Source organism: bacterium, assembly GCA_026129405.1.
In the GTDB taxonomy this organism is placed as follows: Bacteria; Desulfobacterota; Binatia; order DP-6; family DP-6; genus JAHCID01.
The window spans coordinates 188,514-209,178 of the sequence record JAHCID010000003.1 but is presented as its reverse complement, the minus strand read 5'-3'; the positions used below and the strand labels follow the sequence as shown (position 1 = coordinate 209,178).

The 20,665-nt window shown below is 72.9% G+C and carries 20 protein-coding genes; 7 read left to right on the top strand and 13 right to left on the bottom strand.

Annotated features, from left to right (window positions below; genetic code table 11):
• Positions 1-9: 9 nt before the first annotated feature.
• Entirely contained in the window at positions 10-1,869 is a 1,860-nt protein-coding gene (locus KIT14_13480; GenBank protein ID MCW5891545.1) for a hypothetical protein, read from the top strand.
• A gap of 28 nt (positions 1,870-1,897) precedes the next feature.
• On the opposite strand, the gene KIT14_13475 is transcribed toward KIT14_13480, so the two are convergent.
• The 12 genes from KIT14_13475 to KIT14_13420 form a co-directional block, all read right to left on the bottom strand.
• A complete protein-coding gene (locus KIT14_13475) occupies positions 1,898-2,311 on the bottom strand; it encodes a cobalamin B12-binding domain-containing protein (GenBank protein MCW5891544.1) in 414 nt (137 codons plus the stop codon).
• Positions 2,302-3,960 carry a methylmalonyl-CoA mutase family protein gene (locus KIT14_13470; protein ID MCW5891543.1) on the bottom strand — a complete coding sequence of 553 codons (1,659 nt, stop codon included), beginning with the start codon at positions 3,958-3,960 and terminating at the stop codon, positions 2,302-2,304. Before KIT14_13470 ends, KIT14_13475 begins: the two co-directional genes overlap by 10 nt.
• Complete coding sequence (locus KIT14_13465; GenBank protein MCW5891542.1) at positions 3,945-4,730, bottom strand: enoyl-CoA hydratase/isomerase family protein; 786 nt, start codon at positions 4,728-4,730, stop codon at positions 3,945-3,947. Before KIT14_13465 ends, KIT14_13470 begins: the two co-directional genes overlap by 16 nt.
• A gap of 28 nt (positions 4,731-4,758) precedes the next feature.
• Positions 4,759-5,712 (bottom strand): class II fructose-bisphosphatase, encoded by a 954-nt coding sequence (gene glpX, locus KIT14_13460; protein ID MCW5891541.1) that lies wholly within the window; start codon positions 5,710-5,712, stop codon positions 4,759-4,761.
• A 9-nt stretch (positions 5,713-5,721) separates the two neighbouring features.
• Positions 5,722-6,939: a cofactor-independent phosphoglycerate mutase gene (locus tag KIT14_13455; GenBank protein MCW5891540.1), complete on the bottom strand. Its 1,218-nt coding sequence runs from the start codon at positions 6,937-6,939 to the stop codon at positions 5,722-5,724.
• 17 nt (positions 6,940-6,956) lie between these two features.
• Positions 6,957-8,033: a threonine synthase gene (locus KIT14_13450; GenBank protein MCW5891539.1), complete on the bottom strand. Its 1,077-nt coding sequence runs from the start codon at positions 8,031-8,033 to the stop codon at positions 6,957-6,959.
• Positions 8,030-9,343 carry a homoserine dehydrogenase gene (locus KIT14_13445; protein ID MCW5891538.1) on the bottom strand — a complete coding sequence of 438 codons (1,314 nt, stop codon included), beginning with the start codon at positions 9,341-9,343 and terminating at the stop codon, positions 8,030-8,032. The genes KIT14_13450 and KIT14_13445 overlap by 4 nt, the downstream gene beginning before the upstream one ends.
• A 13-nt stretch (positions 9,344-9,356) precedes the next feature.
• The gene (gene alaC, locus KIT14_13440; protein MCW5891537.1) at positions 9,357-10,553 is read right to left on the bottom strand and encodes an alanine transaminase; all 1,197 of its coding nucleotides are present in this window, start codon (positions 10,551-10,553) and stop codon (positions 9,357-9,359) included.
• Between the two features lie 122 nt (positions 10,554-10,675).
• Positions 10,676-11,296 carry a DJ-1/PfpI family protein gene (locus KIT14_13435; protein ID MCW5891536.1) on the bottom strand — a complete coding sequence of 207 codons (621 nt, stop codon included), beginning with the start codon at positions 11,294-11,296 and terminating at the stop codon, positions 10,676-10,678.
• Positions 11,297-11,319: 23 nt separating this feature from the next.
• Complete coding sequence (locus tag KIT14_13430) at positions 11,320-12,312, bottom strand: GlxA family transcriptional regulator (protein ID MCW5891535.1); 993 nt, start codon at positions 12,310-12,312, stop codon at positions 11,320-11,322.
• A 151-nt stretch (positions 12,313-12,463) separates the two neighbouring features.
• On the bottom strand, positions 12,464-13,225 hold the full coding sequence (locus KIT14_13425) for a dienelactone hydrolase family protein (GenBank protein ID MCW5891534.1): 762 nt from the start codon (positions 13,223-13,225) through the stop codon (positions 12,464-12,466).
• Between the two features lie 85 nt (positions 13,226-13,310).
• The gene (locus KIT14_13420; GenBank protein ID MCW5891533.1) at positions 13,311-14,027 is read right to left on the bottom strand and encodes an HAD family hydrolase; all 717 of its coding nucleotides are present in this window, start codon (positions 14,025-14,027) and stop codon (positions 13,311-13,313) included.
• A gap of 92 nt (positions 14,028-14,119) precedes the next feature.
• On the opposite strand from KIT14_13420, the gene KIT14_13415 reads away from it, so the two are divergent.
• Genes KIT14_13415 through KIT14_13400 form a run of 4 tightly spaced genes read left to right on the top strand, consistent with a single transcriptional unit; the run spans position 14,120 to position 17,249 of the window.
• Positions 14,120-14,911 carry an enoyl-CoA hydratase/isomerase family protein gene (locus tag KIT14_13415; GenBank protein ID MCW5891532.1) on the top strand — a complete coding sequence of 264 codons (792 nt, stop codon included), beginning with the start codon at positions 14,120-14,122 and terminating at the stop codon, positions 14,909-14,911.
• Entirely contained in the window at positions 14,908-15,324 is a 417-nt protein-coding gene (locus KIT14_13410; protein MCW5891531.1) for a nuclear transport factor 2 family protein, read from the top strand. Before KIT14_13415 ends, KIT14_13410 begins: the two co-directional genes overlap by 4 nt.
• Complete coding sequence (locus KIT14_13405; protein ID MCW5891530.1) at positions 15,317-16,153, top strand: SDR family NAD(P)-dependent oxidoreductase; 837 nt, start codon at positions 15,317-15,319, stop codon at positions 16,151-16,153. Before KIT14_13410 ends, KIT14_13405 begins: the two co-directional genes overlap by 8 nt.
• A 43-nt stretch (positions 16,154-16,196) precedes the next feature.
• Positions 16,197-17,249, top strand: a complete 1,053-nt coding sequence (locus KIT14_13400) for a prenyltransferase (protein ID MCW5891529.1) — start codon at positions 16,197-16,199, stop codon at positions 17,247-17,249.
• Between the two features lie 27 nt (positions 17,250-17,276).
• Here the strand turns inward: KIT14_13400 and KIT14_13395 are convergent, their stop codons facing one another.
• A complete protein-coding gene (locus KIT14_13395; protein MCW5891528.1) occupies positions 17,277-18,416 on the bottom strand; it encodes an acyl-CoA dehydrogenase family protein in 1,140 nt (379 codons plus the stop codon).
• A gap of 235 nt (positions 18,417-18,651) precedes the next feature.
• Here KIT14_13395 and KIT14_13390 point away from each other — a divergent pair, with 235 nt between their 5' ends.
• Both KIT14_13390 and KIT14_13385 read left to right on the top strand, forming a co-directional pair.
• A complete protein-coding gene (locus KIT14_13390; GenBank protein ID MCW5891527.1) occupies positions 18,652-18,936 on the top strand; it encodes a hypothetical protein in 285 nt (94 codons plus the stop codon).
• A gap of 14 nt (positions 18,937-18,950) precedes the next feature.
• The gene (locus tag KIT14_13385; GenBank protein MCW5891526.1) at positions 18,951-20,615 is read left to right on the top strand and encodes an amidase; all 1,665 of its coding nucleotides are present in this window, start codon (positions 18,951-18,953) and stop codon (positions 20,613-20,615) included.
• Positions 20,616-20,665: the final 50 nt, after the last annotated feature.

The window sequence follows — 20,665 nt, the reverse complement described above, 5'->3', positions numbered from 1 at the left end:
CCGCCGCACATGCTCTCCGGCCGTCGCGCCATCGCCCTCGCCGCGCTCCTTGCGCTTCCCGCCCACGTCCCCGATGCCTACGGCGCCTCGGCGGCCCAACGCTGCGAGGCCGCCGTCGCCGCGGCGGCGACGGCCTGCACCAAGAAGGTCGCCGCCCGCACACGTGCCTGCTACCTCGGCACGGGCGACGCCTGCCTCCCCGGCGACGCCGGCGTCGCCCGCGCGCTCGCAAAGCTCGGGAAGAAGATCCTGAAGGGCTGCCCCGACGCCGCGAGCGCCCGGGGCGCCGGCTACGGCGCCCTCGTCGACCCCGCGGCCGTGGTCGCGCGCACGCGCGAGGCCTGCCTCGGCGAGCCCGCGACGCTCGCGGCGCGCACCTTCGGCGGCCCGCAGGGCGCCGTGCTCGGCGCCGCCGACCCGACGCTGCGTCGCTGCCTCGACACCGCCTACAGGCAGGCCAGCACGTTCCTCCTCGCCGCCTACGATGCGCAACGTGCCTGCATCCGGAAGGCACGCCGCGGCGCCTGCAACGTCGCCAAGACCGCCGCCAAGGTCGCCACGCTCGAAGGCAAGGCGCTCGCCGCGATCGCCAAGCGCTGCGCGCCCGCCGCGCTCCCGGACGCGATCGGCCTCGACGGCGCCGTGTACCTCGCCCGCACCGGCGCGCAGGCACGCTGTCTCACCGCCACGGCCCACGGGGACCCCGGTCCGCTCGACCTCGACTGCGGTCCGCGTCCGAGCATCCCGCTGCCCGCGCGCGGCGAGTGGGTCCAGATCACGCTCGACGAGGCGGTGTGGGGGACGCGCTGCGGCAAGGGTGCGCCCTACGCCTTCTGGCTGCGGCTGGCGCCCGAGGGCGCGGATCCGACCAACGTCGCCACCGACATGGAGGGCGGCGGCGTCTGCCTCGGCGAGAGCGACTGCGCGGGGATCCCGAACTCCCTCTGGCTGGCGACCGACAACGAGCAGCCGAACGACGGCTATCTGTCGACGGATGCGGCGATCAACCCGTTCCACGACTGGACCATGCTCTTCATGCCGTACTGCACGCAGGACGTGCACATCGGCGGCGGGCTCTCGAGCGTCTTCTCGCCGAGCCTGACGGTGCACCGCTTCGGCGCCGTCAACGTGCGCGCCGCGATGCGCTACCTGCGCGACGTGCTGTGGACCGAGCTCGAGCGCAGCGACCCCGCCGGCTGGCACCCGGACCGCCTGCACGTGTTCTTCTCGGGCGAGTCGGCGGGCGGCTTCGGCGTCAACTACAACTACCACTACCCGCTCGACGACCTCCGCTGGGTGAACACCACCGCCGCTCCCGACTCGGGCCTCGGCCTCGACAACGGCACGGCGCTCAGCGTGAAGACGCTCGGCAGCGTCATCACCGGAACCACCAACCCGGGCGGCTGGGGCACGCGGCCGTTCCAGCCGCCCTACTGCCTCTCGGGCGACTGCGCCGTCGGCCCGATCGGCCAGGCGGCGAGCGCGCCGCGCCTGCTCGCGACGCCCTGGCAGCGCGTGCTCAACCTCTCGAACCAGGTCGACGCGACGCAGGTGAGCACGACGTTCTTCCCCAGCACCGCCGCGTTCGTGAACGCCGTGCGCGCCGACTACTGCACGAACCGCGGCCTGCCCGGGCTGCACTTCTTCTTCCCGGCGCGGACCGCGTCCATCCACACCATGCTGCGCACGAACAGCCTCTTCACCACGCTCGCCGCGGGGGGCGTCGTGGTCCGCGACTACGTCCACCAGGCGATGACGAACCCGGCCGGCGTCGTCGACCACGTCGACGAGGGCACCCTCGTCGCCGACTATCCCGGCGTCCAGCCGATCGCCTGCGCGGGCTCGCCGAGCGGCGCGTTCCTCGACTGACGCCGCGGATGCCGGCCGCGCCGCACGCCTAGAGTGCGCGCGGCCGGACGTTCGCGTGGATCCAGGCGACGATGTCGTGGGTGCTCGCGCCGGGCGTGAAGATCTCGGCCACGCCCGCGGCGCGCAGCGTGGGCCGATCCTCGTCGGGGATGATGCCGCCGCCGAACATCGGGATGTCGGCGCCGCCGCGCGCGCGCAGCTCGTCGATCACCGCCGGGAAGAGCGTCAGATGGGCGCCCGAGAGGATCGAGAGGCCGACGAGATCGACGTCCTCCTGCACCGCCGCCTCGGCGATCATCTCCGGCGTCTGGTGGAGGCCGGTGTAGATCACCTCGAAGCCGGCGTCGCGCAGCGCGCGGGCGATGATCTTGACGCCGCGGTCGTGGCCGTCGAGTCCCGGCTTCGCCAGCAGGATGCGCAGCGGACGCGTGCTCACAGCCACGCCGGGTCGCGATACTCGCCGAAGACCTCGCGATAGACGTCGGAGATCTCGCCGACCGTGCAGCCCGCCTCCACCGCCGTGATCAACGGCGGCATGAGGTTCGTCCCGTCCTGCGCCGCCGCCCGCACGCGGGCGAGGGCCTCGCGCGCCCGCGACTGCTCACGCTCGCGCTTCCAACGCCGCACGCGGTCGGCCTGCTGGGTCTCGACCGCGAGGGGCACGCGCAGGAGGTCCGGGGGGCGCTCCTCGGGCATCTGGTAGCGGTTCATGCCGACGACCGTCTTCACGCCCTGGTCGAGCTGCTGCTGGTACACCCACGCGGCGTCGGCCAGCTCCTTCTGCGGATAGCCCTGGTCGATGGCGCGGATCATGCCGCCCATGGCGTCGATGCGATCGATGTAGGCGCGCGCCTCCGCCTCCATGCGGTCGGTCAGCGCCTCGATGGCCCAGCTGCCGCCGAGCGGATCGACGACGTTGGCGACGCCGCTCTCCTCGGCGATGATCTGCTGCGTACGCAGCGCGACCATCACCGCCTGCTCGCTCGGCAACGCCAAGGTCTCGTCGAGCGAGTTCGTGTGCAGCGATTGGACGCCGCCCAGCACGCCCGCGAGGGCCTGGATCGCGACCCGCACGACGTTGTTGAGCGGTTGCTGTGCGGTGAGCGACGCCCCGGCGGTCTGCGCGTGCGTGCGCAGCATCATGGAGCGTGGGTCCGCAGCTCCGAAGCGGTCGCGCATGTACGATGCCCACATGCGGCGGGCGGCGCGCAGCTTCGCGATCTCTTCCAGGAAGTCGTTGTGCAGGTTGAAGAAGAACGACAGCCGCGGCGCGAAGCTGTCGACCGGGATGCCGCGCTCGACCGCCGCCTGCACGTAGGCGAGGCCGTCGGCGAGGGTGAAGGCGAGCTCCTGCACCGCCGTGGATCCCGCCTCGCGGATATGGTAGCCGCTGATCGAGACGGCGTGCCAGCGCGGCACCTCCCTGGCGCAGAACTCGATCATGTCGACCACGATCCGCATCGACGGCTCGGGCGGGGAGATCCACTCCTTCTGCGCGATGAACTCCTTCAGCATGTCGTTCTGGATCGTGCCGCCGACCTTCGTCCACGGCACGCCCTGCTCGCGCGCGACGGCGAGGTACATCGCCAGCAGCACCGACGCCGAGCAGTTGACGGTCATGGACGTCGTCACCTGCGACACGTCGATGCCCGCGAACAGGCGGCGCATGTCGTCGAGCGTGGAGACGGCGACGCCCTCACGGCCGACCTCGCCGCGGGCGCGCGCGTGGTCGGCGTCGTAGCCCATGAGGGTCGGCATATCGAAGGCGGTCGACAGCCCGGTCTGCCCCTGGCGGAGCAGGAAGTGGAAGCGCGCGTTGGTGTCCTCGGCGGTGCCGAAGCCGGCGAACTGGCGCATCGTCCACACCTTGCCGCGGTACATGCTCGGGTAGACGCCGCGCGTGTACGGGTAGGCGCCGGGGACGCCGATGCGCTCGTCGGCGTCGGCGCCGAGGTCGTCGGGCCCGTAGAGCGGGTCGACCACCATGTCGGAAACGGTGGAGAAGCGGACGTCGCGCTCCGGCGTCCCGCCGTAGTCCCCGGCGAGGAACGGCCGCTTGTCGGTCGGGCGCGTGCTCACTGGCCCGTCCATCCCGGCCTGCGCTTCTCGAGGAAGGCGCGCAGCCCCTCGACGCGGTCGGCGCTGGCGAACGTGACCCCGAACGCCTCGACCTCGTAGCGTAGCCCCGGCGCGCGCAACGCCTCGGCCGCGGCGCGGGTGGCGCGCTTCGCCTGGCGCATGGCGACCGGCGCCCGCGACGCCAGCTCGCGGGCGAGGCCCTGGGTCTCCTCGGTGAGCCGATCGTCGGGAACCATGCGATTGACGAGCCCGAGACGCAGGGCCTCCTCGGCACGGACCATGCCGCCGAGATAGATCAGCTCCCGCGCCCGTGCCAAGCCGATCCGCTCGACCAGCCGCTGGGTGCCGCCGAAGCCCGGGATGAGCCCGAGCGTGATCTCCGGCAACCCCAGCCGGGCCCGCTCGCCGGCGACGACGAGGTCGCAGGCGAGCGCCAGCTCGCAGCCGCCGCCGAGCGCGACGCCGTTCACCGCCGCCACGACCGGGAGCTCGAGCTCGTCGAGCCGCCCCATCACCGCATGTCCGAGCCGCGCGTAGGCGTGGCCCTCCTCGCCCGACATCGCGGCCATCGCCTGGATGTCCGCGCCCGCGCAGAACGCCTTGTCGCCCGCGCCCGTGACGACGACGGCCCGCACCGCCGCATCGCCGGCCAGCGCGTCGAGCGCGACACCCAGCTCCCTCAGCGTCGCCGCGTCGAGGGCGTTGAGCGCCTTCGGGCGATTCAGGCGAAGGGTCGCGACGCCGTCGGCGGTGGAGAGATCGAGGGTCTCGAAGTCGGCCATGCGGTCCTCCGGCGCGCGACGCGCGCGCTCAGTACACCGGCTCGCGGTCGAAGCGGTGATGGGCCTGGATCATGCGCACCGTGCCGGTGCCGGAGCGCATCACGACCGAGTTCGTGACCGCCCCGCCCTTCACGTAGCGCACGCCGGCGAGGTAGTCGCCCGGGGTGACGCCGGTGGCGGCGAACATCACCGAGCCCGACGCCAGATGCTCGAGCGAGTACTTGCGCTGGAGATCGAAGAGCCCGAGCGCGCGGCACTGTCCGGCCTCGAACTCGTTGCGCGGCTTGATGCGCGCCTGCATCTCGCCGTTCAGGCAGCGCAGGGCCGCGGCGGCGACGATACCCTGCGGCGCGCGCCCGACGCCCATCATGATGTCGATGCCCGCCTCGGGCTTGGTGGTGGCGAGCGCCGCGGAGACGTCGCCGTCGCTGATCAGCTTGATGCGCGCCCCGGCACGGCGCACCTCTTCGATCAGCTTCGCGTGGCGCGGCCGGTCGAGGATCACGACCGTGACGTCCTCGACGTAGACGCCCTTCGCGTCGGCGAGCGCCTGGAGGTTCTGCGTCGGCGTCTTGTCGAGGTCGACGACGCCCTTGCCCTCCGGGCCGCAGGCGATCTTGTCCATGTAGGTGTCGGGCACGCGCAGCAGCGAGCCCGAGTCGGCGATCGCGATCGCCGAGACGGCGTTGTACGCGCCGGTGGCGCAGATGGTCGCGCCCTCGATGGCGTCGAGCGCCACGTCGGCGGCCGGACCCTGTCCGGTGCCGACGTGCTCGCCGACGTAGAGCATCGGGATGGCGTCCTCCGGCCCCTCGCCGATGACGACGGTGCCGTCGATGGCGATCGCGTCGAAGGCCTTGCGCATGGCCTCGACCGCGGCGGTGTCCGCGGCGACGTCGTCGCCGCGTCCCATGAGGCGCGCCGAAGCGAGCGCCGCCGCTTCGGTCACGCGCACGACGTCCATCGCCAGGTTGCGCTCCATCGCGGACTCCTAGGGACGCAGCAGGCGCTCGAGCAGGCCGTGGCCCTCGGGCAGGAAGATGCCGAGCTCGCGCGCGTCGCGCTCGTGGAACGCGCGCTTCACGCTGCGTCCGCGCTCGTCGTCGCGCGCATGGGCGACGGCGAAGGGCACCGGCTCGGCGGTGTGGACGCGCAGCGCGCACGGCGTCGGATGGTCGGTGGTGACGAGCAGCCGCCAGTCGCCGCCGCGGGCCCGCAGCCCCTCGAGCAGCGGCGCGACGACGTCCTCGTCGATGCGCTCGATGGCGGCGACCTTCTGCGCGGCGTCGCCGAGGTGACCGCCTTCGTCGGGGGCGCCCACGTGCACGAACACGAAGTCGCGGTCGTCGAGCGCCGCCAGGGCATGCTCCGCCTTACCGCGATAGTTGGTGTCGAGGTAGCCGGTCGCGCCGGGCACGTCGACCACGCGCAGCCCGGCCAGCATGCCGAGGCCGCGCACGAGATCCACGGCGGCGACGACGCTCCCCTGCACCCCGAAGCGCGTCCGCAGGGGCGGCAGGACGGGCCGGGTCCCGTGGCCCCAGAGCCAGATGCCGGTCGGCGCCCCTTCTCCCCGCGCCCGGCGCGCCGTGCACACCGGATGGCCCGCGAACAGGTCGGCCGCGCGGCGCATCAGGCCGTGCAGGCGCTCGGCGCCGGGCCCGCTCGGCAGCGCCGCGGCGATCGGCTTGTCGGCGAGCGGATGCGGCGGCAGCGTGCGCATGCCGGCCTCGCCGCCCCGCCACACGAGGAGGTGGCGGTAGCCGACGCCCGGATACACCTCGATGCCGTCGCCGCCGATGGCCTCGGCGAGGTCGGCGACCAGGAGATGTGCCTCGGGCGTCGGCGGATGGCCGCCGGCGTAATCGCGCATCACCTCGACGCCCTCGTCGTTCGTCCCGACCGTGACCAGGTTCAGGCGGAACGCGACGTCCTCGCGTCCGAGCTCGACGCCGAGGCTCACGGCCTCGAGCGGAGCCAGCCCGACGCGGTGACGGGCCGGGTCGTAGCCGAGGACCGCGAGCGTGCCCGCCTCGCCCTCGGGGGCGACACCGCGCGGGATCGTACGCGTGAGGCCGAGGATGCCGCGGCTCGCGATGCGGTCGAGGTGCGGCGTCCTGGCGACCTCGAGCGGGGTCTTGCCGCCGAGGTCGGCGATGGGCTCGTCGCCCATGCCATCGCCCTGCACCACCACGCACTTCATCGTCATCCCCACCGCCTCCGCACCTAGTCGAGCTCCAGCACGGCCGCGAGGCGCGACAGATCCGCGGGGATCGACAGCGCCGGCTCCGAGTTGGCGATGGCGGTGTCCGGGTCCTTCAGGCCGTGGCCCGTCAGGGTGCAGACGACCACGTCGCCGGGGCGCAGCTGGCCGCGGGTGCCGAGGCGCAGCGCGCCCGCGACGCTGATCGCCGAGGCCGGCTCCGCGAACACGCCCTCGGTGCGCGCCAGGAGACGGTAGGCGGACAGGATGTCCTCGTCCTCGACCGCCTCGATGGCACCGCCGGACTCGTCGCGCGCGGCGATGGCGCCGTCCCAGCTGGCGGGATTGCCGATGCGGATCGCGGTCGCGATCGTGCGCGGCTCGGGCACCACCCGCCCGTGCACCAGCGGCGCAGCGCCCGCGGCCTCGAAGCCGAACATCTTCGGCCGCGCCGGGATCGTGCCGGCGGCGTGATACTCGCCGTAGCCCTTCCAGTACGCCGTGATGTTGCCCGCGTTGCCCACCGGTAACAGGTGATAGTCGGGTGCGCGGCCGAGGGCGTCGCATATCTCGAACGCGGCCGTCTTCTGGCCCTGGATGCGGTCCGGGTTGACCGAGTTCACCAGCGCGAGCCGGGTCGGATAGCGCTCCTTCACGTCGCGGACCATGCTGAGGGCGTGATCGAAGTTGCCTTCGATCTGCACCACGCGGGCGCCGTGCATGACCGCCTGCGAGAGCTTCCCCAGGGCGATCTTGCCGTGCGGCACGACGACGTAGGCGCGGATGCCGGCGCGGGCCGCGTATGCCGCGGCGGAGGCCGACGTGTTCCCGGTCGAGGCGCAGATGATCGCCTCGGCGCCTTCGGCGAGAGCGCGGGTGACGGCGACCGTCATGCCGCGGTCCTTGAACGAGCCGGTCGGGTTCTGCCCCTCGCACTTGAGCCACAGCTCGATGCCCGGGGCGATGGCGGCGGCGAGGCGATCGGCGCGCACGAGCGGCGTGTTGCCCTCGTTCAGCGTCACCACCCGGTCCTGCGGCTGGATCGGCAGGTGCTTCCGGTAGTGCGCGATGAGACCGCCCCAGCCGCCGCGCGCGCTCATCCCAGCTGCTCCTCGATGCGGATCGACACCGGCCGCCCGCGCACGTCCGCCATCCGCCCGATCCGGCCGAGCGCCCGCGCGAGGTTGCGCTCCTTCGCCCGGTGCGTCCGGATGACGACCGGCACGGTCGTCCCCGCGCGCCGCTCCCGCTGGATCACGGCGGCGATACTAATATCGAATCGCCCCAGGACTCCAGCAACGCGTCCGAGGACGCCCGGGCGATCGAGGGCCATGACCCGAAGGTAGTACTCGCTCTCGAGGGCGGCGAGCGGCAGCACCCGGGCGGCGCGCAGCGCCTTCTGCGGCATGCCCCAGGGCGGCACCCGCACCGCCGCGCCGACGGCGCGGTCGCGGGCCACGGCCATGAGGTCGGCGACCACCGCGGTGGCCGTCGGCAACGAGCCGGCGCCCTGACCGTAGTACATCGTCGGGCCGAGCGCGGCGCCGTGGACGAAGAGCGCGTTGAAGTTGCCGCCGACGTCGGCCAGGAGATGGCCGTTCGGGATCATCGTCGGGTGGACCCGTGCCTCGATGCGGTCGCCGTGGTCCTTGGCGATGGCGAGGAGCTTGATGGTGTAGCCGAGCTCCCTGGCGAAGGCGATGTCGACGGCGTCGACGTGGCGGATGCCCTCGGTCGGGATGTCGGCGGAGCGCGGGCGCACGCCGAACGCCAGCGTCGTCAGCAGCGCCAGCTTGTGGGCGGAATCGATGCCGTCGATGTCGGTGGCGGGGTTGGCCTCGGCGAGGCCCATCGCCTGCGCCTCGCGCAGGACGTCGTCGAAGCCGCGGCCCTCGCGCGTCATGGTCGTGAGGATGTGGTTGCAGGTGCCGTTGACGATGCCGTGGACGGCCGTCGTGCGGTCGCCCGCGAGCCCCTCCTTCAGCGTACGCAGGATGGGGATGCCGCCGCCGACGCTGGCCTCGAAGCCGAGCGACACCCCGGCCGTCTCCGCCGCGGCCACGATCTCCTCGCCGTGCACCGCCAGCAGCGCCTTGTTGGCGGTGACCACGTCCTTGCCGCGCCGGATCGCCTCGAGCACGAACCTCCGCGCCGGCTCGTAGCCGCCGATCAGCTCGACGACGACGTCGAGCGTGGGGTCGGCGAGGAGGCCCGCGGCGTCGGCCGAGAGCACGCCCTTCCGGAGCCGCACGCCGCGGTCGGTCTTCACGTCGAGATCGGCGATGCGCACGAGCTCGATGGGCCGCCCGGCGCGGGCCGCGATCTCCTGGCGATGTGCGCGCAGTACCTTGACGACGCCGGCGCCGATCGTGCCGAAGCCGATCAGCCCGACCCGAAGCGGTCGTGCCATCTGTCGCCTCCGCTCAGCCGACCTGGGCCACCGCACCGCTGCCGAGCGAGAGCGCCCGCTTGATCCCGCGCACCGCCTGCCGCGTGCGATGCTCGTTCTCGATCAGGGCGAGACGCACGTACTCGTCGCCGTAGTCGCCGAAGCCGATGCCGGGCGACACCGCGACCTTCGCTTCCCGCAGGAGGAACTTCGCGAACTCGAGCGAGCCCATGGCCCGGAACCCCTCCGGGATGCGGGCCCAGACGAACATCGTCGCCTTCGGCTTGGGAACGTCCCAGCCGACGCGCTGGAGTCCCTCGCAGAGCACGTCGCGCCGTTTGCGGTAGACCTCGCAGATCTCCTCGACGTAGTGCTGCGGGCCGTTCAGCGCGTGCGTCGCCGCGATCTGCAGCGGCTGGAACGTGCCGTAGTCGAGGTAGCTCTTGATGCGGGCGAGCGCCGCGATGATCTCGGGATGGCCGACGGCGAAGCCGATGCGCCAGCCCGGCATATTGTAGCTCTTCGAGAGCGTGAAGAACTCGACGCCCACCTCGCGCGCGCCCGGCACCTGCATGAACGACGGCGCCTGGTAGCCGTCGAAGCAGAGGTCGGCGTAGGCGAGGTCGTGGACGACGAGGCACTCGTGCTCGCGCGCGAAGTCGACGATGCCGCGGAAGAAGTCGAGGTCGACGACGGCAGTGGTCGGGTTGGCCGGGAAGTTCAGGATGAGGAGCTTCGGCTTCGGCCACGTCGTGCGCACCGCCTCCTGCAGCGAGGCCATGAAGTCGGTGCCCGGCAGCAGCGGGATCGAGCGCAGGTCGCCGCCCGCGATGATCACCGAGTACTGGTGGATCGGGTAGGTCGGGCTCGGCACGAAGACGACGTCGCCGGGGCCGAGCATGGCGAGCGCCAGGTGCCCGATGCCCTCCTTCGAGCCGATGGTGACGATCGCCTCGCGGTCGGGATCGAGCTCGACGCCGTAGCGCCGCCGATACCAGTCGCAGATCGCGACCCGCAGCTTGAAGATGCCGCGCGACACGGAATAGCGGTGGTTCGGCGGCTTCTGCGCCGACTCGACGAGGCTCTGGACGATGTGCGGCGGCGTCGGCCCGTCCGGATTCCCCATCGACAGGTCGATCACGTCCTCGCCGGCGCGCCGGGCGGCCTGCTTGAGATCGCCGATGACGTTGAAGACGTAGGGCGGGAGTCGTTTGATGCGTGGGAAGTCCATGCGTACCGCCACCGGCGTACCCCCTCCGTCCCGACCACTCCACTCCGCGAAACGCCGTCCCCGGGACGGGTCATGTGGGTTCTAGGGGATGACCCTGGGACGGTCAAACCACGCGGACCCGATCAGACGCGGCGGCGGAGGTCCTCCGGATACGGGTACTCCATGTGCCGTGCGGCGGCGCGCGCGATCGCTTCGCCGTGCCAGCGCGCAACCACGCGCAGCGCCAGATCGATGCCCGCGGAGATGCCCGCCGACGTCACCACGTCGCCGTCCTCGACGACGTGCAGCTCGCGCACGACCGTGGTCTCGGGGAACGACTCCGCCATCCAGTCGAGCGAGCGCCAGTGCGTGGTCGCGCGCCGGCCGCGCAGCAGTCCCGCGTGTCCGAGCAGCATCGCGCCGGTGCACACGGCGGCGAGCGTGCGCACGCCCGCCGCCCGCTCGGCGATCCACTCGACGAGCCCGCGGTCGTGGATCGCCGCGCGCGTGCCCCAGCCGCCGGGCACCACCAGCACGTCGAGCGGTGGACACGCGGCGCAGGTGACGTCGGGGACGACGCGCAGCCCGCCGGCCGCGCGCACCGGACCGGCCTCCCACGCCACCAGGCGGACGTCGAACGGCGACGGCTCCTCGCGGCGGCGCGCCTCGTCGAGGCGGACGACCGAGAACACCTCGAACGGGCCGCAGAAGTCGAGCACCTCGACCTCGGGAAAGAGCAGGATGCCGACGCGCAGGCGGTCCATCGTCGTCTCCTCGGCCGGCGGGCTCACCCGGTCGCGCGCAGGCGGAAGCGGCTGCGGTACTGGCTCGGCGAGACGTGCACCGTGCGCAGGAAGGCGCGCCGCATCGACTCGGCGGTGCCGAAGCCGCAGGCAGCGGCGATCTCCTCGACGCCGTCCGCGGTCTCCTCGAGCCGGCGGCGCGCCGCCTCGACGCGCACCGCCTCGACGAAGCGCCCGGGCGTGAGGCCGACCTCGCGCCGGAAGGCGCGGGCGAAGTTGCGCGGGCTCATGGCCGAGCGCCGCGCCAGCGCCGCCACGGACAGCTCGCTGCCGGGATGGCCGGTGATCCACGCCTGCAGGTCGCGCAGCGACGGGCGTTCCGCCGCCTGGGCGGCGAGCGCCGCGCTGAACTGCGACTGGCCGCCGGGACGCTGGAGGAAGAGCACCATCTGGCGGGCCACGGCGAGCGCCACCTCGCGCCCCGCGTCGTCCTCGACCAACGCCAGCGCGAGGTCCATGCCCGCGGTGACGCCGGCCGACGTCCACACGTCGCCGTCGCGCACGAAGATGGGGTCGCGCTCGACGCGCACCCGCGGGTGGCGGGCGGCGAGCGCCTCGCACCATGCCCAATGCGTGGTCGCACGCCGCCCGTCGAGCAGGCCCGCCTCGGCGAGGACGAAGCTGCCCGAGCATACCGAGCCCAGCCGGCGCACCCGCGGCGCCATCCGGCGCAGCCAGGCGAGCAGTGCGACGTCGGCCATCGCCGCCTCGGTGCCCGCACCGCCGGCGACGAGGAGCGTGTCGAGCGGCTCGCGCACCGCACGCCAGGCACGATCGGCGACGAGCCGGAGCCCCGACTGGGTCGCGACCGGGCCCGGCCGCCCGGCGAGGATCTCCACCCGGTACGGCGTCGCCGCGCCCGGCCCGAGCAGCCGCGTGGCGGCCGCGAACACCTCGAGCGGGCCGGCCACGTCGAGCATGTGGACGCCCGGATACGCGACCACGGCGACGTGACGGCTGCGGCTGCGGGGCGCCATGGGGCCAGGGTCGCAGGGCCGGCCGCTGGCTGCAAGGTCAGCCCACCAACGGATCCTGCCAGCGGGCGTGGCGACGTGCCCGGAGCAGGGCGAGCACGAAGACGGCTTCCGCGATCGGCTTCGTCGCCTCCTCCGCCACCGGCAGCCAGCGCTACCGGAGCGGTGCGCGCCGTCGACCGCCGACCGCGAGGTGCGTACGCAAGAAGGCCGTCGCGCGGCGGAATCCGTCGCGGGACGCCTCGGGGCGGTAGGCGTCCGGCCGCGTGTCGTTGAAGAACGCGTGCCCCGCGCCGGGATAGCGCACGATCTCGAACCGCTTGCCGTTCGCGGCGAGCGTCGCACGCAGCTCCTCGACGTCGGCGACCGGGATCAGGGCGTCCTCGTCTCCGAAGAGGCCGAGGTAGGGACAGGCGAGGCGCGGCGCCATCGCGAGCGGGCTCTCCGGCTTCACCTCGTCGGTCTCGGCGTAGCGCAGCATGCCGTACCACGACACCGCCGCCGAGAGGTCCGGCAGCGTGCACGCCGCCATGAGGGTGTACTGGCCGCCCAGGCAGAAGCCGGTGACGCCGAGCCGCGGCCCCGTGCCCGGCTGCGCCGCGAGCCAGTCGCGCGCCGCACGCACGTCGCCGAGCACGCGCCGATCGGGCAGCCGGCGGATCCAGCGCTGCACGGCGTCCATGTCCCCGAGGTCGGGCGCACCCTCGCGGCTGTAGATGTCGAGCGCGAGCGTGCGGAAGCCCTCGGCCGCGAAACGCCGGGCGACGTCGCGGTAGTGCTCGCCGAGCCCCCGCACGTCCGGAACGAGGACGAGGCCGGGGCGCGGATCGCCGCCCGGCGGCGACGCCAGGTACCCGCGCAGCAGCGTGCCGTCGTGCGACCACTGCACGTCCTTGCCGGTGACGTCGGTGCTCATCGGGCCTCCTCCAGACCGCGGGCGTCGCCGGGGACGTATCGCACGCCCGGCCAGGGCCGGCGACGACGCGCGCGCGACCGCCGCGTCACCCGGCGATCCCGAGCGCCCGCGTGAGCGCCGCGAGGTCGGCGACGCGCGGGCAGTCGACCTCGGGCCAGTCGTCGAACGGGTCGAGCAGCACGGCGTGCAGCCCGAGGCCACGCGCGCCCACGACGTCGACCGCGTAGAGGTCGCCGACGTGGAGCGTGCGCGCCGCGCAGCCGCCCACCAGCGCCAGCGCATGCGCGAAGATGCCCGGCGCCGGCTTCTCCATCCCGACCACCGCGGAGTCGACGACCGCGTCGACCAGGTCGCGCAGGCCGACGCGGGCGAGCGCCTGCTCGACCGTACCGTCGGAGTTGCTGACCACGACCAGCCCGAGCCCCGCCGCGCGCAGCGCCGCCAGCGCCGCCGGCACCCCGGGCAGGACGCGGGACCAGAGCCGCTCCGTCGGCACCCTGGCGCGCAGCCCCGCCACCAGCGCCCCGGCGCGCTCGAGCGACACGTCCGCGACGCCGAGCCGCTCCAGGATGCGCGCCACGAAGAACGCCATGGTCGCGCGCGCCTCGCTCGACGTCCCTGCCATGAGCCACGACGACAGCGCCGGCCGCGCCGCCGCCTCGGCGCGCACGAACGCCTCGGGCGCGGCGACGATGCCCTCGCTGCGGAGGTGCGCCGTGACCACCATGGGGTCCATGCCGACCAGCGTGTTCCCGGCGTCGAGGAAGATCGTGTCGAGATCGGTGCGCCCGAAGCCCAGCATCGCGCGATCCCGTAGCCGGCGACACGCCGCGCTTCAAACCCGCGCCGGCCCGCCGTCTTGCCGCGCGAAACCCGCCGTGCGAGGACCGTCGCATGCCCGACCTCCTCTACGACGTGCAGGACGGCATCGCGACGTTGACGCTGAACCGTCCCGAGCGCCTCAACGCCATCACCTTCGCGATGCTCGAGGAGCTGGGCGCGCACCTGCGCCGCGCCGACGGCGATCCCACCGTCCGCTGCGTGATCCTGACCGGCGCCGGCCGCGGCTTCTGCAGCGGCCTCGACTTGAAGGAGGCGGCCGAGGGCCGCGGCATCGGCGGCGCCCTCGCGGGCGGCGGCGTCACGCACTTCTCGACCCGCGACCTGCCGACCGTGATCCTGCAGCAGGTCGACGTCCCGGTCCTCTGCGCCATCAACGGCGCCGCCGCCGGCTACGGGCTCGACCTGACGCTCGGCTGCGACATGCGGCTCATGAGCGACGCCGCGCGGCTCATCCCCGGCTTCGCCAAGCGCGGCATCGTGCCGGAGAGCGGCGGCACCTGGTACCTGCCCCGCCTCGTCGGCTGGGCCCGCGCCTGCGAGGTCGGCTTCCTCGGCGAGGACCTGTCGCCCGAGCGCGCGCTGGGGCTCGGCCTCGTCAACCGCGTCGTGCCCGCGGCGGCGCTCCTCGAGACGGCGTACGACTGGGCGCGGCGCATCGCCGCGAACGCGCCGCTCGCCGTCCGCGCCATGAAGCGCCTCTACCGCCACGGCCTCGGCGAGGATTTCGAGGCGCATTCGCACCACGTCCTCATGCAGCTGATGCAGCTCTTCCGCTCCGAGGACTTCCGCGAGGGCATCGCGTCGTTCGCCGAGCGCCGTCCGCCGAGCTTCCAGGGCCGATGACCGCGCAGGCGCTCGCCGACCGCGACGCGATCGCCGACCTGCTGCGGCGCTATGCCGCCGGCGTCGACGCCAGGGACCTCGGCGCCGTCGCCGCCTGCTTCGCGCCCGGCGCCGCCTACGCCGGCACGCTCGGCGCGGGCACCGTGGCCGACGCCCTGCCCCGTCTCGCCGCCGCCATGCGGCGCTATACCGCGACCATGCACCGGCTCGGCCCCCAGGCGATCCGCGTCGACGGCGATCGCGCCCGCGCCACCACGGACTGCCTCGCGCACCACGTCCTCGCGGGCGGCGCCCAGCGCACGGTCGCGGTCACCTACGACGACGCGCTCGTGCGCGACGCCGGCGGCTGGCGCATCGTCGCGCGGCACGTGACCACGCGCTGGGCGCGCGCCGAGGCGGCGCCGCATGGCTGAGCGCCGGGTCGCGTTCCTCACCGGCGCGAGCCGCGGCATCGGCCGCGGCTGCGCCGTCGAGCTCGCCCGGCGCGGCCTCGATCTCGTCCTCGCCGCGCGCACCGTCACCGGCGCGGAGCGCTTCGAGCATTCGGCCACCGTGCGCGCGTCGAACACCGCGCCGTTGCCCGGAAGCCTGGCCGAGACCGCCGCCGCCTGCGAAGCCCTCGGAGCGCGAACGCTGGCCGTGAAGCTCGATCTCGCCGCACGCGACGACTGGGCGCCGGCGGTCGCCGCCGCCCTCGCCCGCTTCGGCCGCCTCGACGTGCTCGTCAACAACGGCCGCTACGTCGGCCCCGGCCACATGGACGCCTTCGAGGACACGCCCGACGCGCTGCTCGAGCAGATGTTCGTCTGCAACGTCTTCGCGCCGCTGGCCCTGATCCGCCTCTGCCTGCCGGCCTGGAAGCGGCAGGGGTCCGGCATCGTCGTCAACGTCACCTCCAGCGCCGGCACCACCGAGACGCCGGCGCCGATCGGCCAGGGCGGCTGGGGGCTCGGCTACTCGATGACGAAGGCCGCGTTCGGGCGCATGATCCCCGGGCTGGCCAAGGAGCTGCGGCCCCACCGCGTCGCCGTGATCGGCCTCATGCCGGGCTTCGTCGCCACCGAGCGCATGGCGATCGAGCTGGGCGCCTTCGGCTTCGACGCGACCAGGGGTCTGCCGGTGGAGAACCCGGGGCGGGTGTGTGCGATGCTCGCCACGGCGAGCGACCCGATGCTGTTCAGCGGCCGCGACGTCCACGGCCCGACCTTCTTCGCCGAGCACGCCGCCACCCGCTTCGACTGACGCCGCGGGTTGAATCCCCCGGACCGAGGTCGTAGACGACCGCATGGCCGAGCGCGTCGAGACGGCCGTCGGGAGCGACGGCGGTACCCCTTCCTTCGGACAGCTCGTCGACAACTGGCGGGCCATCCTCGCGCAGGGGAACCTGCCCCAGGGCCGCTCGATGGACGTGGTGTCCCGGTGGCTCCTCATCACCCGCGCCTGCGTCTTCTCGATGACGATCACCTCGGCGCTGATCGGCGGCCTGCTCGCCGCCGCCACCGCCACCGCCGAGCACACGAGCTGGAGCGCGTTCTTCCTCGCGACCCTGGGCCTCGTCCTCGCCCACGCCGCCAACAACATGATCAACGACTGGTTCGACACCGCCGGCGGCGTCGATACGGCCCAGTACACGCGCGCGCTCTATGCCCCGCACCCGCTGCTCTCGGGCCTCATCTCGAAGACCGGGCTGGCGGCGAGCATCGTGCTCGTCAACCTCGCCGACCTCGCCATCCTCGTGAAGCTCACCGAGATGGTCGGCGGGGGCGTCGTCGCCTTCGCGCTCGCCGGTCTGTTCATCAGCGTCTTCTACGTCGCGCCGCCGATCAAGTTGAAGCACCACGGGCTCGGCGAGCCGGGCGTCTTCGTCGTGTGGGGACCGCTCATGATCGGCGGCGTGTACTACGTGACGGCGGGCACCATGCCGCCCTGGGTGCTGGTCGCGTCGTTCCCCTATGCGATCAGCGTGACCACGGTGCTGATCGGGAAGCACGTCGACAAGTTCGAGCAGGACGCGTCGCGCGGCATCCGTACGCTGCCGGTGATCCTCGGCCGCGAGACCTCGCTGCGCCTCAACCAGGCGCTGATGATCGCCTTCTACCCGATCGTCTTCGGGCTGGTGTGGGCGGGCAACCTCGGCCCCGGCGTGCTGCTCGTCGTCTTCGCGTTGCCGCGGCTCTTCACCGTGCTGAAGGCCTACTCGCAGCCGAAGCCCGACGCACCGCCGCCCGGCTTCCGCATCTGGCCGCTCTGGTACGTCGCTCTCGCCTTCCACCACAACAAGCTGGCGGGCGGGCTCTTCGTCCTCGGGCTGGTCGTGAACCTGATCGTCGGTTGGTGACGGCGGCGCCGGCACCAACCCTGCCGGTCAGCTGCGCGGCAGGCCGAGGATGCGCTGCGCGACGATGTTCCGCTGCACCTCGCTGGTCCCGCCCGCGATGGTGAGCGAGCGGTCGTAGAGGTACTGGCGCGCCCAGCGCCCGCCGTAGGGCGCGTGCTCGTCGTTCTGCAGCGCGGCGTACGGCCCCAGGATCTCCATCGCCGCCTCGGAGTAGGCCTGCGAGAGGCTCGTGCCCATGAGCTTCATGGCCGCCGACAGGTGCGGGTTCATGCGCTCGCGCAGCGAGTCGGTCAGCGAGCGCAGGCCGGCGTATTTCATGACCGCGCCGCGCACGGCGAGATCGGCGAGCCGCTGGCGGACGGTGGGGTCGGCAGCCTTCCCCTGCTGCTTCGTCGTCTGCACCAGCCACTCGAGGGCCTGATCGCAGCGCACGCTGCCGGCGATGCCCGAGCGCTCGTTGACCAGCGCGCTCGCCACAACCTCCCAGCCCTGCCCCTCCCTGCCGAGGAGGTTCTCGACCGGGACCTTCACGTCGGTGAGGAAGACCTCGTTGAACTCCGCGCCGCCGTCGATCTGGCGGATGGGACGGATCTCGACGCCGGGGCTCTTCATGTCGATCAAGAGGAGCGAGAGCCCGCCCCACTTGTTCTCCGTCGAGGTGCGGACGAGGCAGAAGTACCAGTCGGAGATGTGGGCGAGCGTGGTCCAGATCTTCTGGCCGTTGACGACGTAGACGTCGCCCTGGCGCTCCGCGCGCGTCTTCGCCGCCGCCATGTCGGAGCCCGACGTGGGCTCGGAGTAGCCGGTCGCCCAGATCTCCTCCGCGGTCAGGATCTTCGGGATGAAGCGCTGCTTCTGCGCCTCGGTGCCGTAGCGCATGAGCGCGGGGCCGACCCACCAGATCGCCATCGCGTTGACCACGCCCGGCGCGCGCACGCGCGCCAGCTCCTCGTTGAGGATCGCCTGCTCCATCGGCGACAGGCCGCCGCCGCCGTACTCCGTCGGCCAGGCGACGGCGAGGAAGCCCGCGGCGTGCAGGGTTCGCTGCCAGGCCCGCATCGCCTCGAGGTCGTCCTGGAGCGCGCCCGGCGGCGGCACGTTGGCCTCGAGCCAGGTGCGCACGCGGGCGCGGAACGCCTCCTCCTCGGCAGTGTACGACAGGTCCATCGGCGGCTCCTCCGGCGGCCGGTATAGGGCGATCCGCGCGCCGGATGCCAGCTTCGCCGATGCGGGGGCCATCACCGCCCTGCCGGTGGGATCGGCGCTCGGCTGCCCACGGGTCGGGCACTGCGGGCGCGCCCGCTACGAAGCCGTGCGCAACCGTGACGGAGTGTCCCGGGCATCGTCCTTGCTCGTTGGTCGGCGGCATTTCGCCTCCCTCTCGCCAGCGAAAGGAGCGCACGTGGCCATCACCCCACCGACGGACGAGGAGCTCAACACCTACATCCGGGCCCGCCTGAACCTGCTCCAGATCGACATCACCGTCCTGCCGGACGCGACGCAGACGAGCCTGCTCAGCAGCTGCCGCACGATCCTGCGCTCGACGGTGCCGACGATCAGCACCTACGTCGCCGACGTCCAGGAGAATCCGCCGGCGCTCTATCCGGCGCCGTTCACCTACTGGACGCTCGAGGAAACCGACCGTAAGAGCCTGCGCGAGCGCCGCAAGGCACTCGGCTTCGCCTGAGCCGGGAGACGCCGATGACGACCAACCAGGACACCGACCAGGATCTCGACGCACCCGGCACCGACCTGCCCGTCGATCGCTGCATCGACCGGCGCAGCTTCCTCACCCGCATGGGCGTCATGTCCACGCTCGCCGGCGCGGCGGCCGTGCTGCCGGCAATCGACTACCGCAAGGCCTACGCCGCCGGCCCCGGCCTCTCGAACGACGCCTACGCCCAGACGGTGCGGCCAGCGGCGCTCGCGGATCCGACCGAATGCACGATCTCCGAGGCGGCGACGCTCATCCGGACGAAGAAGCTGTCGCCCGTGACGCTCGTCGAGGCCTACCTCGCGCGCATCCAGGCCTACGACGCCGACTACTACAGGGCCTTCAACACCGTGCGCGCCGAGGCCCTGGCCGAGGCCGCCGCGCTCGCCGCGAGCCGCTACATCGGCCCGCTGCACGGCATCCCGCTCGCGATCAAGGACAACTACTACACGAAGGGCACACGCACGACGGCCAACTCCTACATCTTCGAGGATTTCGTCCCCACCTTCGACGCCTCGACGGTCGCCAACCTGAAGGCCGCGGGCGGCATCGTGCTCGGCAAGATGCAGATGGGTCCGCTCGCGACCACGCGCGCCACGACGCCCGACGGCGTCACCACGACGCGCAACGCCTGGACACCGAACAACGCCAGCACCAACCCGGGGGGATCGTCCACCGGCTCGGCCACCGCGACGGCCGGCCGCATGGCCACCTCCTCGATCGGCACGCAGACCGGCGGCTCGATCACCGCCCCGTCCAACGCACAGGGCCTCACCGGCCTGAAGCCCACCGTCGGACGCGCGTCGCTCTACGGCATCATTCCCCTGACCTACACCCGCGACCATCCCGGCCCGCTCGCGCGTGACGCCAAGGACGCCGCCATCATGCTCCAGGTGATGGGCGGACCCGACGCCAACGACCCGCGCACGCTGGGGCTGCCGGACATGCCCGACCTGGTCCGCGCCGCCACCCCGGTGCGCAGCAAGAGCGGCGTCGTCGGGCTGCGCTGGCCCACGAAGATCGGCATCATCCCCGGCTATCTGAGCGGGACGTCGGCGACCGCCCAGGCGCGCACGGCGATGGTGAACACGTTCGCCTCGCTCGGCGCCCAGATCGTCGACGTCACGCTGCCGGACGAGTGGAGCCTCCTCACCGGCGGCGCCTTCAACAACGTGCGGCTCCCCGAGCGCTCGGAGCCGTTCCTCGAGTTCCTGCGCCAGGACGTGCGCCTCTTCGGCGTCTCGCTCGGCAGCTGGATCCAGGGCCTGTTCCTGGGCGGCGAGGACTACCTGAAGGGGCAGCGCGCGAAGCTGCTCCTGATGAAGCGCGTCCTGGGCGACCTCTTCGCGCAGTGCGACGTCGTCGTGCAGACCGATCCCGTCCCCTTCGACATCCTCGGCCTTCCCGAGCTGGCCATCAACATCGGCTTCTCCCCGAACGCGCAGGGCCTGCCGGTCCCGATCGGCGCCATCCTGGGCGGGCAGCCGTACGCCGAGGACCGCCTGCTCGCGCTCGCTGCCGCCTTCCAGGCGGTGACGAGCTTCCACCTGCAACGCCCGGCCGATCCGCTCGTCGAGCTGGCGGCGCGCAGCGCCTTCGCCGGCGGCGGCCTCCAGCTCACCATGGAGGACGTGATCGCGCAGACGCAGTGAACGACGCTGGTCCGCCGGCGCACGCCCGTTGCGCCGGCGGACCCTCCGGG

What these genes read in the sequence shown, in the direction of transcription:
- glpX (MCW5891541.1), bottom strand. Translation starts at nt 5,712, where the DNA reads ATGGAGCGCAACCTGGCGATGGACGTCGTGCGCGTGACCGAAGCGGCG.
- KIT14_13415 (MCW5891532.1), top strand. Translation starts at nt 14,120, where the DNA reads ATGCCCGACCTCCTCTACGACGTGCAGGACGGCATCGCGACGTTGACG.
- KIT14_13385 (MCW5891526.1), top strand. Translation starts at nt 18,951, where the DNA reads ATGACGACCAACCAGGACACCGACCAGGATCTCGACGCACCCGGCACC.
- KIT14_13455 (MCW5891540.1), bottom strand. Translation starts at nt 6,939, where the DNA reads ATGACGATGAAGTGCGTGGTGGTGCAGGGCGATGGCATGGGCGACGAG.
- KIT14_13450 (MCW5891539.1), bottom strand. Translation starts at nt 8,033, where the DNA reads ATGAGCGCGCGCGGCGGCTGGGGCGGTCTCATCGCGCACTACCGGAAG.
- KIT14_13420 (MCW5891533.1), bottom strand. Translation starts at nt 14,027, where the DNA reads ATGCTGGGCTTCGGGCGCACCGATCTCGACACGATCTTCCTCGACGCC.
- KIT14_13470 (MCW5891543.1), bottom strand. Translation starts at nt 3,960, where the DNA reads ATGGACGGGCCAGTGAGCACGCGCCCGACCGACAAGCGGCCGTTCCTC.
- KIT14_13405 (MCW5891530.1), top strand. Translation starts at nt 15,317, where the DNA reads ATGGCTGAGCGCCGGGTCGCGTTCCTCACCGGCGCGAGCCGCGGCATC.
- KIT14_13435 (MCW5891536.1), bottom strand. Translation starts at nt 11,296, where the DNA reads ATGGACCGCCTGCGCGTCGGCATCCTGCTCTTTCCCGAGGTCGAGGTG.
- KIT14_13425 (MCW5891534.1), bottom strand. Translation starts at nt 13,225, where the DNA reads ATGAGCACCGACGTCACCGGCAAGGACGTGCAGTGGTCGCACGACGGC.
- KIT14_13395 (MCW5891528.1), bottom strand. Translation starts at nt 18,416, where the DNA reads ATGGACCTGTCGTACACTGCCGAGGAGGAGGCGTTCCGCGCCCGCGTG.
- KIT14_13480 (MCW5891545.1), top strand. Translation starts at nt 10, where the DNA reads ATGCTCTCCGGCCGTCGCGCCATCGCCCTCGCCGCGCTCCTTGCGCTT.
- alaC (MCW5891537.1), bottom strand. Translation starts at nt 10,553, where the DNA reads ATGGACTTCCCACGCATCAAACGACTCCCGCCCTACGTCTTCAACGTC.
- KIT14_13430 (MCW5891535.1), bottom strand. Translation starts at nt 12,312, where the DNA reads ATGGCGCCCCGCAGCCGCAGCCGTCACGTCGCCGTGGTCGCGTATCCG.
- KIT14_13400 (MCW5891529.1), top strand. Translation starts at nt 16,197, where the DNA reads ATGGCCGAGCGCGTCGAGACGGCCGTCGGGAGCGACGGCGGTACCCCT.
- KIT14_13410 (MCW5891531.1), top strand. Translation starts at nt 14,908, where the DNA reads ATGACCGCGCAGGCGCTCGCCGACCGCGACGCGATCGCCGACCTGCTG.
- KIT14_13445 (MCW5891538.1), bottom strand. Translation starts at nt 9,343, where the DNA reads ATGGCACGACCGCTTCGGGTCGGGCTGATCGGCTTCGGCACGATCGGC.
- KIT14_13465 (MCW5891542.1), bottom strand. Translation starts at nt 4,730, where the DNA reads ATGGCCGACTTCGAGACCCTCGATCTCTCCACCGCCGACGGCGTCGCG.